Raw genomic sequence first — 17,544 nt, 5'->3', positions numbered from 1 at the left:
AGCTTTTTATTCCATCTATGGATATCATTGAATTAAGCCAAAAATCAAATTTCAACTATACTGAAATTCCTCTTCCTTCTTCCAAAAGTGAATCCAATCGCGTCTTAATTATCGACGCATTGACCAAAAGTCAAAATAAGATTTCCAATTTGGCAGAAGCTCGGGACACACAGACCATGATTGATATTTTGCAGACCAATCCACCCATTTATGATGTATTGGATGCAGGGACAACCATGCGTTTTTTGACTGCATATGCAGCTATCACAAACCAGCATAAAGTTCTGACTGGAACGCCTCGCATGTGCCAAAGACCCATTGGAATTTTGGTAGAGGCGCTCAGAAGCGTGGGGGCAGAAATTCATTACATGAATGAGGAAGGCTTCCCTCCTTTGGCAGTCCACGGGCTAAAGCAACAAACAGCTCACCAAATAAAAATGCGAGGAGATGTATCAAGTCAGTACATTTCAGCCATGTTGATGATTGCTCCGCTTATACCGAAAGGACTGGAAATCGAATTGGAGGGAAAAATTGGTAGCCGAACATACATTGAAATGACCTTGGAGCTGATGAAGCACTTTGGTATTCAATACAGCTGGGAAGACCGGAAAATCCGAGTTCCTCATCAAGATTACCAACCTGCGACTTTTTCTGTTGAAAGTGACTGGTCTGGAGCCAGCTATTGGTTTAGCTTGGTTGCCTGCGCAGACTCAGGCTCCTTATTCTTGAAAGGATTGAAAGAAAATAGCCTCCAAGGGGATGCCAAAATCGTGGAAATCATGGATCACTTGGGAGTAAAAAGCACCTTCAAAAACGGAGGAGTGCTTTTGGAAAAACAAGCAGTAAAGGGTTTAGATAGTTTTGATTTTACCCACTGCCCCGATCTAGCACAAACCGTTGCGGTAACTTGTGCCATCATTGGACAAAACTCCAAATTTACCGGTTTGGAAAGTCTAAGGATCAAAGAAACAGACCGGATTTATGCCCTGCAGCAAGAATTAGGGAAGTTCAACGCAAAACTTGAAGAGGTTGAACCTGAAGTATTCCAAGTAATTCCATCTGTTACTATGCCTCATAAGGTCCAAATCCATACTTATGATGATCATAGAATGGCTATGGCCTTTATGCCCCTTCTTACCAAAACCAAGGTATTGGTAGAAGATCCTGACGTAGTCAATAAATCCTATCCAAGTTTTTGGAAGCATTGCAAATTGACTGGAATTCAAATTCAATATTTATGAGTCAAAAAATAGCTATTCAAGGAATTCCAGGCTCTTTTCATCATCAAGTTGCCCTACAGGTTTTTGGTAAGGAATGCGAATTATTAACCTTTTCTACCTTTGAAAAAGTGGCCAAGTCAGTTGCTTCAGGAGAAGCTGACGCAGGGGTTATGGCAATTGAAAATTCCATCGCAGGAGCCATTTTACCAAATTACGATTTGATTGATCGTTATGATCTGACTATTCGAGATGAATATTACTTGCCGATTTCTCATCAATTGATGGCATTAAAAGGAGAAAATCTCCAGGAATTAACAGAGGTTCGCTCCCATCCTATGGCGCTCTTGCAGTGCAAATCATTTTTGGAAAAGCATCCCAACCTTCAGCCAAAAGAAGATATTGATACCGCAAGTGTTGCGAAGCGAATCGCGGATGAAAATCTCCAAGGAGTAGCAGCTATTGCCAGTGAAATAGCCGCGGAAATTTATGGATTAGTGATTTTGGCACATGATATCCAAACGGTGAAAAGCAATTTTACCCGCTTTATCATTTTGGAAAAAGAGACAAGCGCTAAGCAGTACGTTCCTGACAAGGCCTCCTTTAAGATTACCATTCAAAATGAAGCCGGAGGTTTAGCCAAGCTATTGACTCATTTAAGCGATTATGGGTTGGACTTGAGTAAAATCCAATCCATTCCCGTTATCGAAAAACCTTGGGAATACGCATTTTTCATTGATGCCGTATTTGATGATTACAGGCAGTTTATCCAAGCCATGCAATTGGTGAAAAAGGATTTTGGAACCTTGAAGATTTTAGGAGAATACCAAAGCAAGAGATAATGAAGGGCTTTTCAAATCGAATGAAAACGGCTCAAGAGTATTACTTCTCGGCAAAGCTTCGGGAGGTTAATCAACTCATTGCTGATGGGAAACCAGTCATTAATCTGGGAATTGGAAGCCCGGATTTATCACCGGATCCTAGCGTCATTCAGGCATTACAAAATACGGTTTCACAAAGCCAAACTCATGGCTATCAATCCTATCAGGGAATTCCTAAAATGCGGATTGCGATGAGTGATTATTATAGATCCCAATTTCAAGTTGAACTTAATCCCTTCGAGGAGATTCTTCCCTTGATGGGCTCCAAAGAAGGAATTTTACATATCAGTCTGGCTTTCCTTAATCCTGGGGACGCTGTCCTGATTCCAGACCCAGGCTACCCAACTTACACTTCTGTGACCCAACTTTTGGAGTGTGAAGCAATTTATTATCCCCTTCTTGAGGACGGGGCCCCTGACTGGGATTATTTGAAAAACCTGGATTTAAGCCGCATAAAGCTCTTTTGGGTGAATTATCCGCACATGCCAACAGGATACAGGGGGTCAAAGGAATTGTTCGAAAAGTTGGTGGATTTTGCGAAGAGTAATGAACTCATTTTGGTAAACGACAACCCATACAGCCATATTTTGAACCCCGAACCCTTGAGCATTTTATCCATTGATGGAGCACAAGAAGTTGCCCTAGAGCTTAATTCACTCAGTAAAACATTCAACATTCCAGGCTGGCGAGTTGGGATGGTTTGTGGGAAAAAAGACTGGATTCAGGCCATTCTTCGAGTTAAATCCAATATGGACTCTGGGATGTTTCTAGGGATTCAAAAAGGAGCAACTGCGGCCCTAAAACTTGGAAAAACTTGGTATGAGGATTTAAATCAGCATTACAGCAATCGAAGAAAATTGGTTTGGGAACTAGCTGATCTATTGGGCTTAAGCTATGTAAAAGATCGATCAGGTCTATTCGTGTGGGGAAAGGTTCCTTCGAACATTCAGGCTGAGGAATTAGTGGATCAATTGCTTTACGAAAAATACATTTTCATCACTCCGGGAAAAATCTTTGGGAATGCAGGCAAGGACTATGTTCGAATTTCCCTTTGCATGCCGGAATACAAAATTTTAGAAGCGATCAAACGCATCAAAGCTCAAAACCTATGAAAAAAATACACATTATTGGACTGGGATTATTGGGAGGTTCCTTCAGCTTGGCAGCGCGAAGAAAATTCCCAGAACTCATCGTCACTGGGTATGACATTTCAGAAAAGAACCAGAAAGACGCTGAAATCTTGGGGATTATTACCGAAGCTAAAAACCAACCCGACAGCGATACGGATATCGTTTTATTGGCGACCCCTGCTGATAGCTTGGGAAGAATTCTTGAGGAAACTTTAGACCAAATCGGAGAAGAAACTTTGGTAATTGATCTAGGTTCCACCAAATCCAAGCTTTGTCAACTTGTCGAAAAACACCCAAAGCGAAAACAATATCTGGCAGGCCACCCTATTGCAGGAACAGAGTATAGTGGACCTAAAGCAGCTTTTGCTGATTTATTGGACGGGAAAGTGATGATTCTCTGCGAACTCGAAAAAACAGACCTCTATCTCAAGGAAAAGGCCTATCAGCTTTTTGAAGCCTTGAATATGAAGTTGCGGTTTATGGATCCGGAAGAGCACGACCGTCATTTGGCCTTTGTGTCCCACCTTTCCCATATCTCCTCTTTTATGTTGGGTAAAACGGTCCTTCAAAAAATGGAAGACGACCGAAACATCTTTGATATGGCAGGTTCAGGATTCGCCTCCACTGTACGTTTGGCTAAATCCAGTCCGGCGATGTGGGCACCAATTTTAACCGAAAACAAAGAAAACATCCTGGCTGCTTTGGATGGATACATCACCAATTTGAGCGCAATCCGAGATAAGATTTCTTCTAGCGAAAAAGAAAGCATCTATCAGGAATTGGCTGAGATCAACCAGATTCGAGATATTTTGGATTTGGGGAAAGGTTGAGGGTGATGATAGTAAAAGTTTGTAAAGTTGGAAAGTTGTAAGGTGCCTATTGAGATCGTTTTATTTAGGAAGACTTATTGTCAATCCTTAATTTGACAAATCAAAACCCAGAACCTATGAAAACTCAATTTTCCCTCCTACTTATCTTTTTGAGTTTAAATCTTTTCGCTCAGGAAACTTGGCATGAAATCCCAGCAAAGGGAGAAGCTATGAAAAGGCATGAAAACTCTTTTGTAGAATGCAATGGGAAATTTTATGCTTTGGGAGGACGTGGGGATCGCTCGGTTGATGAATTCGACCCAAAAACCTCCACTTGGAAAAAGGTAGCGGATGCACCCATGGAGATCAGTCATTTTCAAGCGGTGAGTTTTGAAAATGAAATCTGGATTGTCGGCGCTTTTACTGGAGGCTACCCCCATGAAACTCCCATAGAAAACTGTTGGATTTTTAACCCAGAAACCAAAAGCTGGAGAGAAGGGCCTAAACTTCCGGAAGGAAGACTAAGAGGTTCTGCCGGAGTTGCGGTTAAAGATGGAAAGATCTATTTGGTCTGCGGAATTCAAGATGGTCACTATGAAGGTTTTGTCCCTTGGTTTGATGTTTTAAATCCAAAGAGCGGAACATGGGAATCCCTTCCTGATGCCCCGAGAGCACGCGATCATGTAAGTGCCGCCATCGTTGGAAATCGATTATATCTCGCAGGCGGTAGAACTTCCCATGCCGCTATCGGACAGGTTTTGGAAACTACCATAGATGAGATTGATTATTATGATTTTGAAACGGGGAAATGGGAAACAATTTCCACCAAAATCCCTACCCCAAGAGCTGGTAATTCCAATTTGGGTATAGGCCCATACCTAGTTATCATGAATGGAGAAAGTGCTGCTCAGGAGTCCGCTCATGCAGAAGTGGAAGTTTTAGACACAAGAAATAATACCTGGAAAACCTTAGCTCCATTAAACCAAGGTAGGCATGGAACAGGAACAGTTTTTTTGGACGGAAAAATCTATGTAGCAGCCGGTTCAGCAAATAGAGGCGGTGGACCAGAACTGAACACCATTGAAGTTTTAGATTGGGAAAAAGCTATGAAGCAATAAATTCACCCTGGACTTTTCTTCCAAATTTTAGTTTGAGGGAACATTTTTGATGGAAAAGTACTTCTCAAAACATTAGAGCTTACATTATGAAAACACTAAAATTCAAAACCAATATCAACTGTGGGAATTGCTTAGCTAAAGTTGAGCCTAAATTGAATGCTGAATCCAAAATCCAGTCTTGGGATGTGGATTTGAAAAGTGATGATAGAATTTTGACAGTTGAATCAGAGGATATAACAGAGGAAGAAGTTTTTAAAACTGTCTTAAAAGCAGGTTTTATTGCGAAGCCACTTTAGTAGTTTCAGAGTTCTATTTCAGGGTTGGATGAATCGTTGAATTGGTGAAATTGATTTTTTTTAATCGATAATTTCAATAATTCCTTGAAAGATCCTGAAGGAACTTAAGTTAGTTTGCCATAGGGACTATGCTTCTTCCAATTTTTTAAAAATATACTTCTGATTAAGCTTAGTCTATGGATAACATAATTTTTTCTGAAACTCCTAAAATTCAACACCTTAAGTATAGATCTTTATTAAACCACATAGCAGCATAGAAAACATAGCTAAATAGTTGCTTTGCAAAGGTATTTAGAATTTAGTTTTTAATTTGGTGAAGAAAATTTCATTGTTTTATGTTGTCTAGGAGAAAAGAAATAGATGACCTATCCTACCGAATCATTGGCGCAGCCATCGAGGTTCACAAACAGCTTGGTCCAGGTCTGTTGGAAAGTGTGTATCAAAAATGTTTAGCACTAGAATTCTCTGACCGTAAAATTGAATTCAAACAGGAATTAGAAATACCAATCACATACAAGGGACATGTATTAGACACCCAATTTCGATGTGATTTTTTAGTAGAGGAACTTATAGTAGTCGAACTAAAAGCGACTTCAGATATTTTGCCAATACATGAGGCTCAAGTTTTCAATTACATGAACATCTTGAAAATACCAAAAGGGATTTTAATAAACTTCAATGTTCCAAACCTCTTTCATCATGGGCAAAAAACCTTCGTAAATAGATATTATGAAGAATTATTCTGAGTAAAAAGGAAAGAATAATTCTCTTCTCAAAAAAGCTATGTTGACTATGATCCTATGTGGTAAAAAAGTCTCACACTTTATTAACAAAAGCTAAAATTAAAACCACATAGCTACATAGAATACATAGAGGGAATCTTCAATAAAGATCAAACTTAGCATTTAGTAATTTGCTTTGAGAAGGAATTATTGCCTAAAAAATCTATGTTCGATATGATTCTATATAATAGAAATCAAACCACATAGGAACATCGAAGCAAAGCTTTGTAAATGTCAAGCTTAGAACTCATTTATTTGTTGTGAAAAAAACTCTCTTCTCAAAAAAGCTATTTTGACAATGATCCTATGTGGTAAAAATATCTTCCCACAATCATATGTGTATAACCCAAGACAAACAAACATTTGAACTTACCAATTTAAATTTCGTACTTTTACCATGTTGAAACAGCTGATTTCCATATCGCTATCTCTTTTTATGCTCTTCGCTACCATTGGTATGGCGAAGACAACCCATTTTTGTATGGGACATGAAGTGAAGTCGGAAATCGGTTTTGGAGAAAAAAATGTGGACTGTGGAATGAATATGGATTCCTCCAAGGATGAAGATTCGCCTAAATCAGATCCCACAAGCTGTTGTCAAAATATCGTTGAACACATACAGGTGGAAGACGATTTTTCTGCTGAAAAACACACAATTTCTTTTGACCTCGAGTTTGTTGCAGCATTTACTCAGGTTTTCATCTTCGGAATTGAGGAAGTTGAAAAAGAAGTATACACTCCTTTTCATACTGATTCTCCGCCTCCCACTACCCCTCTCCATATACTTTACCAAACCTTTTTAATCTAGGATTCATTCCTGCGGTTTCACCGCGTGAATGCTTTGGAATGCACCAAAGCCATTATTCTTTTTCAATTAAAGGAATGAATCATGCTGAATTCAATTATCAAGTATTTCCTCGAGAATAAACTCGTCACCGTATTACTCCTACTTCTCATCGTGGGATGGGGAATTTCTACAGCTCCCTTTAACTGGGAAACCGGAATCATCCCTCGCGATCCTATTCCGGTAGATGCCATCCCGGATATTGGTGAAAACCAACAAATCGTCTTTACGGAATGGATGGGGCGATCTCCACAAGATGTGGAAGATCAAATCACTTATCCATTAACTACCTCTCTTTTAGGGTTGCCGGGGGTCAAAAGCGTTCGAAGTAGTTCTGCTTTTGGCTTTTCCAGCATCTATATCATTTTCGAAGAAGATATTGAGTTTTACTGGAGCAGATCCCGAGTTCTAGAAAAACTCAACTCCCTACCCGCAGGACTTTTACCCGAGGGGGTACAACCAAAATTAGGTCCAGATGCAACCGCTTTGGGGCAAGTTTTTTGGTACACGCTAGAAGGAAGAGATGCGGAAGGAAATCCTATCGGTGGATGGGATCTTCATGAACTTCGCTCTATTCAGGATTATTACATCCGATATACTTTGACTGCAGTCGAAGGGGTATCTGAAGTCGCATCAGTTGGAGGCTATATCAAAGAATACCAAGTTGACATTGATCCTGCTGCCCTGAAAGCTAATGGAGTCAGCTTGATGGATGTCATGGAAGCGGTCAGAAAATCTAATTTGGATGTGTCCGCAAATTCCATTGAGGTCAACCGAGTTGATTATTTTATCCGAGGCTTGGGTTATGTGGAAGAGCTTTCAGATTTGGATAAAGCCGTAGTCAAAGTCACTAATAATGTCCCTATCCGAATTCAGGATGTTGCCCGAGTAAATATCGGTCCTCAACCTCGAAACATGGGTGGGATTCTTGACAAATCAGGAGCTGAAGCAATCGGAGGAGTTGTCATCGCGCGTTATGGAGATAATCCTCTTAAAGTCATCGAAGGGGTTAAAGCCGAAATCGAAAAAATTTCCGAAGGGCTTCCAAGCAAAACCCTGAGCAATGGACAAATCTCGAAAGTCACTATTGTTCCGTTTTATGATCGAACAAATCTGATTTATGAGACTTTAGGAACGCTCTACGAAGCCATTTCCCTTCAAATCCTAATTACCATCATCGTCATCATCGTGATGGTTTACAATCTACGGGCTTCCTTATTGATTTCTGCATTATTGCCTTTAGCGGTGCTACTCTGCTTCGTCTTTATGAAGTACTTTGGCGTAGACGCCAATATCGTAGCCCTTTCGGGAATTGCCATTGCGATAGGCACCATGGTGGATTTGGGAATTATTTTAAATGAAAACATACTCCGCCATCTCGAATTAGCTCCTTCTGGAAAAAGTAAGTTGACTATTGTTTACGAGGCAACTTCTGAAGTTGCGGGTGCCATACTTACCGCCGTCAGCACAACCATTGTCAGTTTTCTTCCTGTCTTCACACTGCAGGCAGCTGAAGGTAAACTCTTTGGTCCCCTGGCTTATACCAAAACCTTTGCATTGATCTCAGCTGTAATCTTCACGCTACTAATCATGCCGGCCTTTTCGCATTGGTTATTTTCCTGGAAAAGCTGTAAGGGAAAATTTGCAAGGTATTGGAACTATGCTTTGGTACTTGGAGGAATAGTCATCGCCTTTACTATTTGGTCTTGGGCAGGATGGGTATTGGCTACCTATGGTTTGATTCATTCTTTGGCCTTTCATTTTCCAGAACAAATTGAGTCTAGAAAGAACTTCCTCATAATAACTGTCACGCTTGTAGCAGTGGCTTCCCTCCTAACCTTGGAGTGGATGCCTTTGGGAGTATCAAATAGCACCTGGATCAATTTCCTATTCATCTCGTTTTTGCTGACTCTGGTTTTGGGAGGTTTTTCACTTTTCATCAAAGTCTATCCCAAGATCCTTCGCTGGTGTTTGGAACACAAAAAGACCTTTATTGCCTTCCCTGCGTTTGTGATTCTATTTGGAGCCAATGTTTGGTTGGGATTTGAAAATGTTTTCGGTTTTGTTCCAAAGACCTTTGACCAAATGGGTTGGAATATCAGAACAAATCCACTCTGGTCCAGCCTAGCTCACAATTTCCCGGGTTTAGGTGAAGAATTTATGCCTTCATTGGATGAAGGTTCATTCCTCCTTATGCCTACAACCATGCCGCATGCAGGTGTGCAGGAAAACAAGGAAGTTCTCCAAAAATTGGATATGCTGGTAACGGCCATTCCGGAGGTTGAATTGGTGGTAGGGAAAGCAGGGAGAGCTGAGACAGCTATCGATCCTGCACCGCTCACGATGTTTGAAAACACCATCAACTATAAGAGTGAGTTTGCCCGGGATGAAAATGGAAATCGGATTCGATTCAAGGTCAATTCAGAGGGGCAATATGAATTGAAAAATGGAACCTTGTTTGATCCAGAGAGCATGGAACCCCATTTGATCAATGCTTCTCAATTGATTCCTGATCCAGATGGGGAGTATTTCCGACAGTGGCGATCCCATATCCAAAGTCCGGATGATATTTGGGGTGAAATTGTCTCCGTTATTCAAATTCCGGGAGTCACCTCTGCTCCTAAACTTCAGCCAATTGAAACCCGTCTCGTCATGCTACAGACAGGTATGCGAGCTCCTATGGGGATAAAAGTTTACGGTCCAGATTTACAGACCATTGAAAGTTTTGGACTCCAACTTGAAAAATTCCTTAAGGAAGTTCCATCCGTAAAGAGTGAAGCTGTATTTGCAGATCGAATTGTTGGCAAACCTTACCTAGAACTGGACATCAACCGGGAGGCTATTTCTCGATATGGAATGAATGTGGTAGATGTTCAGGAATTTATTGAAACTGCGATTGGGGGAATGCAGTTGAGCACTACTGTGGAAGGAAGGGAACGCTACCCTATACGGGTTCGCTATGCGCGGGAGTATAGAGATGATCCGGCAGCCATTGAAAATCTACAGGTTCCGACTCCTCAAGGCAATTACATACCATTAGGTCAATTGGCGGAAATCAGCTATCGCAAAGGGCCGGATATGATTCGGGGGGAAAATAGCTTTTTGGTGGGTTATGTTCTTCTGGATAAAAAACCGGGCTTCGCCGAAGTGAGTGTGGTAGAGCAAGCCCAGAATTATTTGAAAGAAAAAATAGCTACCAGTGAATTGGTGGTTCCACAAGGAGTCCGCTATGTATTCTCAGGAAGCTATGAAAACCAGGTTCGGGCCGAAAAGAGACTTTCGATCGTGGTACCGCTTTGCTTGATCATCATTTTCCTAATCCTTTACTTCCAGTTTAGAGCCGTATCTACCAGCCTATTTGTTTTCTCTGGAATCGCAATGGCCTTTGCAGGAGGATTTTTGATGCTTTGGCTTTACGGGCAGGACTGGTTTATGAATTTTTCCCTGTTTGATATTTCTATGAGGGATTTATTTCAGATGAAAGTCTACAACCTTTCTGTCGCTGTTTGGGTAGGATTCATCGCTCTATTCGGAATCGCTACCGACGATGGAGTGGTGGTCGCATCCTATTTGGATCAAAGTTTCAAATCCAACGAACCCAAAACCATTCAGGAGATTCGTGAAGCAGTTTTGGAAGCTGGAAAGCGTCGGGTACTGCCTTGTTTGATGACCACAGCAACTACCCTTTTGGCGCTAATTCCGATTTTAACCTCCACTGGACGAGGATCGGATATTATGATTCCAATGGCCATTCCTGCTTTGGGAGGAATGGTCTTGGAATTGACAACCGTGTTTCTGGTTCCTACCCTTTATTGCTGGTGGGCAGAAAGAAAATTATCGACTAATCCATCTGCATTCACAGCAGATCAAAATCAATAGGCCATGAGAAAGAAAATCCTATTCTTCATCCTATTTGCCGTTTCTTGGTCTTTTAGCCCAGCCCAAAGCTTAGATGATTATCTGGTGTTGGCTGGTGAAAATAACCCTGAGCTGAAGGCATTTTACCAAGAGTATTTGGCGGCTTTGGAAAAAGCCCCTCAAGTGGGTACCCTACCAGATCCTGAATTGAATGCAGGAATATTCTTCTCTCCTATGGAGCGATTTATGGGGAATCAGGTAGCAGATATCCGCTTGATGCAGATGTTTCCTTGGTTTGGAACTTTAGGAACTCGAAAAGAGGCTGCAAACCTTCAGGCAGAGGCACGATACCACCTCTTTTTGGATGCTAAAAACAAGCTCTTTTTCGAAGTGAAATCTACTTGGTTTGAGTTGTATCGCATTCAAAAGGAAATTGAAATCAATCGGGAAAACCTTGAATACCTGAAAGAATATGAGCGATTGGCTTTGGTGAAATACAGCAGTTCTTCAAATCAAAGTTCCTCAACTGATATGTCAATGTCCAAAGCTGGATCAGGCACTCAAATGAGTGACATCCTAAGGATCCGCATGCAGCAGTTGGAATTGAATAATTCCATTTTGACTCTTGAGGACGAATTGATTCCTCTGCAGATCAAATTCAACCAATTGCTGAACCGGGACATTCATGCGAAGATTTCAAGCTTGGATACCTTGGAGCCTACAGAATTACTCACCGATAAACTGGTTCTTTTAGATAGCATTCAGGCAAACAATCCCATACTGGCGAATTTTGATGCCCAGTATGCTGCTTTGGAACAAGAAGAACGGATGGCAAGATTGGAAGGGAGACCGATGTTGGGTGCGGGAATTGATTACATGCCTTTCCAACCTAGACCTGAGGGAAATATGATGATGGGCGGAAGAGATATGATCATGCCCATGGTGAGTATTACCTTACCTATCTACCGAAAAAAGACCGATTCAAAAATCAAGGAGACAGAATTACTCCGGGAAGCCACGCTTTTGCGCAAAGAAAAAGAACAAAACATGTTGGCTATGGAATGGGCAAATGCCATCCGGGATCTGGAAAATGCAAATCGGAAAATCGAACTCTATCAGGAACAAAAAGAAATCGCAGAGCAAACGTTGAAATTGCTCACTACCTCATTAACAGCAAATGGAAATGGACTGGAAGATGTGTTGGCAGTTCAACAGCAATTATTGGATTTTCAGCTGAAAGAAATCAATGCTGTCGTCATGCAGCACCAAAGTTTGGCCAAGTTGGAGTCTTTGCTTTCCAATGATATTTCCTCTTTAAACTAATAAGCTATGAAAAAGCTACTTTCAAATAAATGGATAAAAATCGCCGGCATTTTAGTGCTGGGAATAGGAATCGGATGGTTGATCAAACCTAGTTCAGAACCAAATCCGGAAGCTGATCACAATCACCCGGGAGAATTAGCCAGTCAAATTTGGACCTGCTCCATGCATCCGCAAATCAAGCTGAATGAACCGGGAGATTGTCCGATATGTGGAATGGATCTGATTCCACTTTCGGCTGCTTCAAGTAGTCAAAACGACAATCCTTTGGTTTTTGAAATGAGTCCTCAAGCAGCTGCTTTGGCAAATATCAGCACTACGGTTGTGGGAGGGAATGCATCTGGTGGGCTAGTTACCCTCACCGGAAAAATTCAGGCTGATGAGAGGGAAAACGCTGCCATTACTGCCAAATTCCCGGGAAGAATAGAAAAATTATATATCACGTTTACAGGTGAGAAGGTTCGTGAAGGCCAAAAACTGGCCAGTATCTATTCGCCTGAGTTATTGACTGCGCAGCAGGAATTAATTGAAGCAGCCAAATCCAAAGATCGGTTCCCAGAACTTTACCAAGCAGCCAAAGAAAAACTCAGATTATGGAAATTGAGTGAGTCTCAAATCTCCCAAATAGAAAGTACAGGCCAAGTTCGGGATCAAATCGATATTGTTGCCGAGCATAGTGGTGTGGTATTGGAGCGAAAAATCGCTGTTGGAGATTATGTTTCTACCGGTTCTGTCTTGTTCAATATCGTAGACCTAAGCAAACTTTGGGTGCTTTTGGATGCTTATGAGTCCGATCTCCCATTCTTAAGTGTAGGTAATGAGGTATCATTTTCAGTGGCAGGATTACCAGGTGAAACTTTCAAGGCCCAAGTGTCTTATATCGACCCTTTGATTAATCCTTCCACAAGAGCAGCATCCGTTCGTGCAGAGGTTTCCAATAGCCAAGAAAAGCTAAAACCTGAGATGTTTGTCACTGCCCAATTGAAATCAAAAGCATCAAGCGGTTCCCAGGAGATTTCCATTCCTAGAACTTCTATCCTATGGTCAGGAAAAAGATCCGTGGTTTACGTCAAAGTTCCGGGCTCAGAAGTTCCAGCCTTTGAAATGCGGGAAATTACCTTGGGTTCCAAAGTCGGTGATTCCTACCAAGTGGAGGCTGGCCTTCAGGCCGGAGAAGAGATTGTAAGCAATGGGGTTTTTGCTATTGACGCTGCTGCCCAGCTTTCGGGTCAGTTTAGCATGATGAACCGACCCGAAACTAAAACCCTGGACGTTTCTCCGGAATTTAGAACTCAAATAACTCGCCTTGCAGATGCATACTTTGAGCTAAAAAATGCTTTAGTAGCAGATGAATTTGATGAAAGTTTAGCAAAAGCTAAAAATACTCAATCCATTTTAGATCAGGTTGATCTGAATCTATTAAGTGGATCTACTCATAATGAATGGATGCAAGTTCAAACCCAACTGAAAAGTGCTATTGAACGACTTCAAACAGCAGAAGATCTTGAAAAAGCCAGATTGGCTTTTGCTGGATTATCAGAAGGAATTTTGGAAATGACAGAGCGATTCGGCTTGGACAAGGAGGTCGTTTACAAGGATTATTGTCCCATGGCTTTTGGGGATCAGGGAGCCTATTGGCTTTCGGAAAGAAAGGATATTACCAACCCTTACTTTGGCGCTTCCATGCTAACTTGCGGTGAAGTAAAGCAAACCTACCTTAAAGGTCAGCCTGTTTTGGCTACCCAAACAGTATCAACTCAAATTTCTACAACACATAATCATTAATTTTAAAAACCATGATCAAAAATTCATTATTCGCACTTGCCTTAGGAATGATCCTATTTGCTTGTTCTGAAAGTAAAACTGAACAAGAAACGCAAACTGAAACCCAGGAAATTTCCGCCGAGAGCGCGGTCGTTTCTGAAGCGACTGGAACTTCAGCCATCATCGATGCTTACCTAGAAGTGAAGGATGCATTGGTAAATGATAACTCTGGAGAGGCAGCATCCAAAAGTGAAGCCTTGGTAGCTGCTTTAAAATCCTTCGATGTCGCTTCTTCCAAGGGTGAAGACATAGAAGAAGCAGAAAGACTGCAAATGGAAGTTGCTATGGTGGCTGAAAACCTTAACTCAGAGGATATCGCAGCACAGCGGGAGAGTTTTCAGACCTTGAGCGTATTGATGAAGGATTTTATTCAAATCGCCGGCACGGATCGCACACTTTATGAGCAATATTGCCCGATGTATAAGAATAATACCGGAGGAGTTTGGTTGAGTGCATCGACAGATATCAAAAATCCCTTATTCGGAAGTTCTATGCTGACTTGCGGTTCGGTGCAGGATACGATTGAGGTGAATTAATTGGTTTAGTCAACAGTCGACGGTTCACAGTCGACAGTACATGGACAATAGTCGATGGTCAACAGTCCACAGTCCACAGTCCACAGTCGACAGCTTGAAGCACTAAAAATCTTTATCAGTCCGAGCATTCTACAGACAGGAGTCTGGAGAAAAAAGACCCTTCGACTCCCTGCCTGACGGTAAAGCAGGCGCTCAGGGTGATATGAAAATAAAGTCGCTATTTGAATTTTATCCAAATGAAAAAAACAGTCTTATTCCTCCTTTTCATATTCTCCATCAGCTCCTTTGCATTCGCTCAGGAAAAGATTTTGGAGCCTTTGAAGATTTCTCAAATTCGAGGCATCAATGTTTTCGGAAAGCCGGTGGATAATCAAACCCGTTGTGTTCATTGGCATTCAGACTTGGACATCATTGCCATAAAGTTTAAATGCTGTGATAAATATTATCCATGCTTTTCCTGCCATGAAGAAGAAGCCGACCATGAGCATCAAGTTTGGCCCAAAACAGAATTTGATCAAAAAGCCATCCTTTGCGGAGTCTGCGGAACGGAACTAGGAATTCAGGAATACATGGACTCCAACAATACCTGTCCAAAATGCAAATCCAGTTTCAATCCAGGTTGTAGCAAACATTATCACCTTTATTTCGAGACGGAACCCAAACAGTAATTTCCCCTACCCCAGCCCATGCGTAAAAACAATCAGTATTACATCCGAAGAACACATCGCTTCCTTGGCGTATTTATTGGGATTCAATTCTTCTTTTGGACCCTATCGGGAATCTATTTCTCCTGGACAGATATCGATGAGATTCATGGAGATCATTTTCATGAAACTCATCAAATGCAAGTCAGTGCTTCCAATTTATTAGACCCAGCTTCCCTAGATTCTATTTTACAGATTTCAAGTTTAGAATTGCGCTATATCAAACATCAACCTTTTTACTGGATCAATGATGCCCAATTATTTGATGCTAAAACAGGAGAACTAAAGGGAGAGATTTCGGAGGAAGAAGCAAGAGAGATTGCTCAAATACACATCAAGGGTGATTTTGGAATCAAGTCGGTTGAGTATTTGACAGAAACTGGATCACATCATGAGTTTCGTGAGAGACCTTTACCAGCTTGGGCAATTCATTTTGATCATCCGGAGAATCTTACTGCCTATATCGATGCCAGAAATGGAAGTTTTGAACGTGTCCGTCATCGCAGTTGGCGCTGGTTTGATTTCTTATGGATGTTCCACACCATGGATTATGCAGGAAGAGACAACTTCAATAATCTCTTATTAAGAGCGTTTTCCCTTTTCGGTTTGTTGACTATTGGTTCTGGGTTTACCTTGTTTTTTATGACGATAAGGAAGCAGAGGAAGAAGGGTTAATGGTTATTGGTTAATTGTTATTGATGATTAACGGTGTGCTTCCGATCTCATACAATGACTTAATTTGTTCTAGGTTTTGGGTTCAAGGTTCAATGTTGATTTCACAATCATTATCTAGTTTATCAATAGCCCACGGTTTTAACCGTGGGAGAAGGGATTCCAATTCTCCCTCAGCGCTGGACCAAAAATTAAAAAAATGGAAATGAAAATTCAGCCAAAGCAAGATGGCAACGAATATTCGTTTTAGAGAAATGGTAAATAGTAAAAACTACTTAAACGTAGAACCTTGAAGCGTATTCAAAACCTCACAAATAAAAAACGCCTCCTTTTCCAGAGGCGTCTATGAATACTATTTCTACATCACTTTAACATTCAAATATAAAACTATCTCTTGGAAGATTTCCTCATTATAAACTATTGGAAAAAACCTGAATTAATTCCTGATTTTTCAAAATTGACTTTAAACCAGCTTTGCCAACCAAATAAGACCTTAATAAAACTACACGAAATACCTATGCTTTTGAAACGCAGCCTTTAATAGTAAATAGGCTCATTCAATAAACCAATTCTCCATATTTATTTTCAAAAAATTCAAAAGCTTTTTTGATATGCTTATCATCTTCTGAAATTGGGTTTGATGGAGAAAACTCTTTATCTCCCTTATAGTCAGGAATGGAAAAGTCAGGTGAAAACTCCTGTATTTTTGAAGTAATCATGAAATAAATGCGCTCTGGATTCTCACAAAATTCTTCGTAACTAAAAGATAAATATTTGCTTCCTAAGCACTTTCTATTAGTTAATATCTCTTTTTCTAAAAAATATATCTGACCTGCTACTTGATGATATACATCCAAATCTTTTAGCAAGTTATACTCTCTTGGTTTCCAAGAAAACCATTTTTCACGGCTTCCAACCCACTTTTCTCTTGCTTTCAAAAGAGACCTTGTCATTGGAATTGGATCTCTATGGAGATGCAAAAAAATCGCATCATCAATATTTTCATTAAGGGGCTTTAAATACCAGTTGGCGATTTTTGCTTTAAAGAGAAATGGTTTATCATCAAACGCCTTTTGAATTAATGCTAATTCCTTTTGAAAAGTGTCAAAATCAAATTGATCTTCAAATTCGCTCTCAGAAAATGGTACTTCCGGAAAATTCATAAAGCGACGCCAAAAATACCAAAACTCATGGGGAGCTTTAAATCCGCTTGTTTTTCCTATTGATGAATTGAGTTTAAAGTCAACATTAACATCAGCAAATTCATCTCTGTATTGGTATTCTGGCTTAGTAACTATGTTGTAAATCAAGGCCCCAAGGTAGGGAGCCTCATAAAGTCGAGATAAAAAGTTAGATGGATAGGAAAAAATATCTAAATCTGCTGCCCATTGCGTAAAGAAGGTACTCCCACAACGTGGGCCGCCAATTAAAAATAAATTTGGGAACTTTGGTTTACCAACCTTTGAGATTTGTTCAATTTCAACTGGCTTAAGTAAAGAGTTTATTTCTTTCAATGCATATTCTAGAAGTTCATTCTTTTTATAACTCATTAC

General features: G+C 40.7%; 15 protein-coding genes. 14 read left to right on the top strand and 1 reads right to left on the bottom strand.

Annotation, left to right across the window (positions count from 1 at the left end):
- Positions 1-17 precede the first annotated feature (17 nt).
- From NY014_RS02160 to NY014_RS02095, 14 genes are all read left to right on the top strand, one after another.
- Positions 18-1,241: a 3-phosphoshikimate 1-carboxyvinyltransferase gene (locus NY014_RS02160; protein ID WP_259412890.1), complete on the top strand. Its 1,224-nt coding sequence runs from the start codon at positions 18-20 to the stop codon at positions 1,239-1,241.
- A complete protein-coding gene (locus tag NY014_RS02155) occupies positions 1,238-2,059 on the top strand; it encodes a prephenate dehydratase (protein WP_259412889.1) in 822 nt (273 codons plus the stop codon). Before NY014_RS02160 ends, NY014_RS02155 begins: the two co-directional genes overlap by 4 nt.
- A complete protein-coding gene (locus NY014_RS02150; protein WP_259412888.1) occupies positions 2,059-3,210 on the top strand; it encodes a pyridoxal phosphate-dependent aminotransferase in 1,152 nt (383 codons plus the stop codon). The genes NY014_RS02155 and NY014_RS02150 overlap by 1 nt, the downstream gene beginning before the upstream one ends.
- Positions 3,207-4,058, top strand: coding sequence for a prephenate dehydrogenase (locus NY014_RS02145; RefSeq protein WP_259412887.1), 852 nt, complete (start codon positions 3,207-3,209; stop codon positions 4,056-4,058). The genes NY014_RS02150 and NY014_RS02145 overlap by 4 nt, the downstream gene beginning before the upstream one ends.
- Positions 4,059-4,174: 116 nt before the next feature.
- Complete coding sequence (locus tag NY014_RS02140) at positions 4,175-5,155, top strand: Kelch repeat-containing protein (RefSeq protein WP_259412886.1); 981 nt, start codon at positions 4,175-4,177, stop codon at positions 5,153-5,155.
- Positions 5,156-5,241: 86 nt separating this feature from the next.
- Positions 5,242-5,451 carry a heavy-metal-associated domain-containing protein gene (locus NY014_RS02135; protein WP_259412885.1) on the top strand — a complete coding sequence of 70 codons (210 nt, stop codon included), beginning with the start codon at positions 5,242-5,244 and terminating at the stop codon, positions 5,449-5,451.
- Between the two features lie 335 nt (positions 5,452-5,786).
- Positions 5,787-6,197, top strand: a complete 411-nt coding sequence (locus NY014_RS02130) for a GxxExxY protein (protein WP_259412884.1) — start codon at positions 5,787-5,789, stop codon at positions 6,195-6,197.
- Positions 6,198-6,630: 433 nt separating this feature from the next.
- Entirely contained in the window at positions 6,631-7,041 is a 411-nt protein-coding gene (locus NY014_RS02125) for an HYC_CC_PP family protein (protein WP_259412883.1), read from the top strand.
- An 81-nt stretch (positions 7,042-7,122) separates the two neighbouring features.
- Positions 7,123-10,956, top strand: a complete 3,834-nt coding sequence (locus NY014_RS02120; RefSeq protein WP_259412882.1) for an efflux RND transporter permease subunit — start codon at positions 7,123-7,125, stop codon at positions 10,954-10,956.
- A 3-nt stretch (positions 10,957-10,959) separates the two neighbouring features.
- Positions 10,960-12,258, top strand: coding sequence for a TolC family protein (locus NY014_RS02115; RefSeq protein ID WP_259412881.1), 1,299 nt, complete (start codon positions 10,960-10,962; stop codon positions 12,256-12,258).
- Positions 12,259-12,264: 6 nt separating this feature from the next.
- Positions 12,265-14,040 (top strand): efflux RND transporter periplasmic adaptor subunit, encoded by a 1,776-nt coding sequence (locus tag NY014_RS02110; RefSeq protein ID WP_259412880.1) that lies wholly within the window; start codon positions 12,265-12,267, stop codon positions 14,038-14,040.
- Positions 14,041-14,051: 11 nt separating this feature from the next.
- Positions 14,052-14,615, top strand: coding sequence for a DUF3347 domain-containing protein (locus NY014_RS02105; protein WP_259412879.1), 564 nt, complete (start codon positions 14,052-14,054; stop codon positions 14,613-14,615).
- Positions 14,616-14,851: 236 nt separating this feature from the next.
- On the top strand, positions 14,852-15,283 hold the full coding sequence (locus NY014_RS02100; protein WP_259412878.1) for a CHY zinc finger protein: 432 nt from the start codon (positions 14,852-14,854) through the stop codon (positions 15,281-15,283).
- 18 nt (positions 15,284-15,301) lie between these two features.
- Positions 15,302-15,994, top strand: a complete 693-nt coding sequence (locus tag NY014_RS02095; RefSeq protein WP_259412877.1) for a PepSY domain-containing protein — start codon at positions 15,302-15,304, stop codon at positions 15,992-15,994.
- A gap of 554 nt (positions 15,995-16,548) precedes the next feature.
- Here NY014_RS02095 and NY014_RS02090 read toward each other — a convergent pair.
- Positions 16,549-17,541 (bottom strand): hypothetical protein, encoded by a 993-nt coding sequence (locus NY014_RS02090; protein WP_259412876.1) that lies wholly within the window; start codon positions 17,539-17,541, stop codon positions 16,549-16,551.
- Positions 17,542-17,544: the final 3 nt, after the last annotated feature.

Source organism: Algoriphagus limi (assembly GCF_024919275.1).
In the GTDB taxonomy this organism is placed as follows: Bacteria; Bacteroidota; Bacteroidia; order Cytophagales; family Cyclobacteriaceae; genus Algoriphagus; species Algoriphagus limi.
Note: the sequence above shows the minus strand (reverse complement) of the source record. Positions and strands in the feature narration are given on the sequence as shown.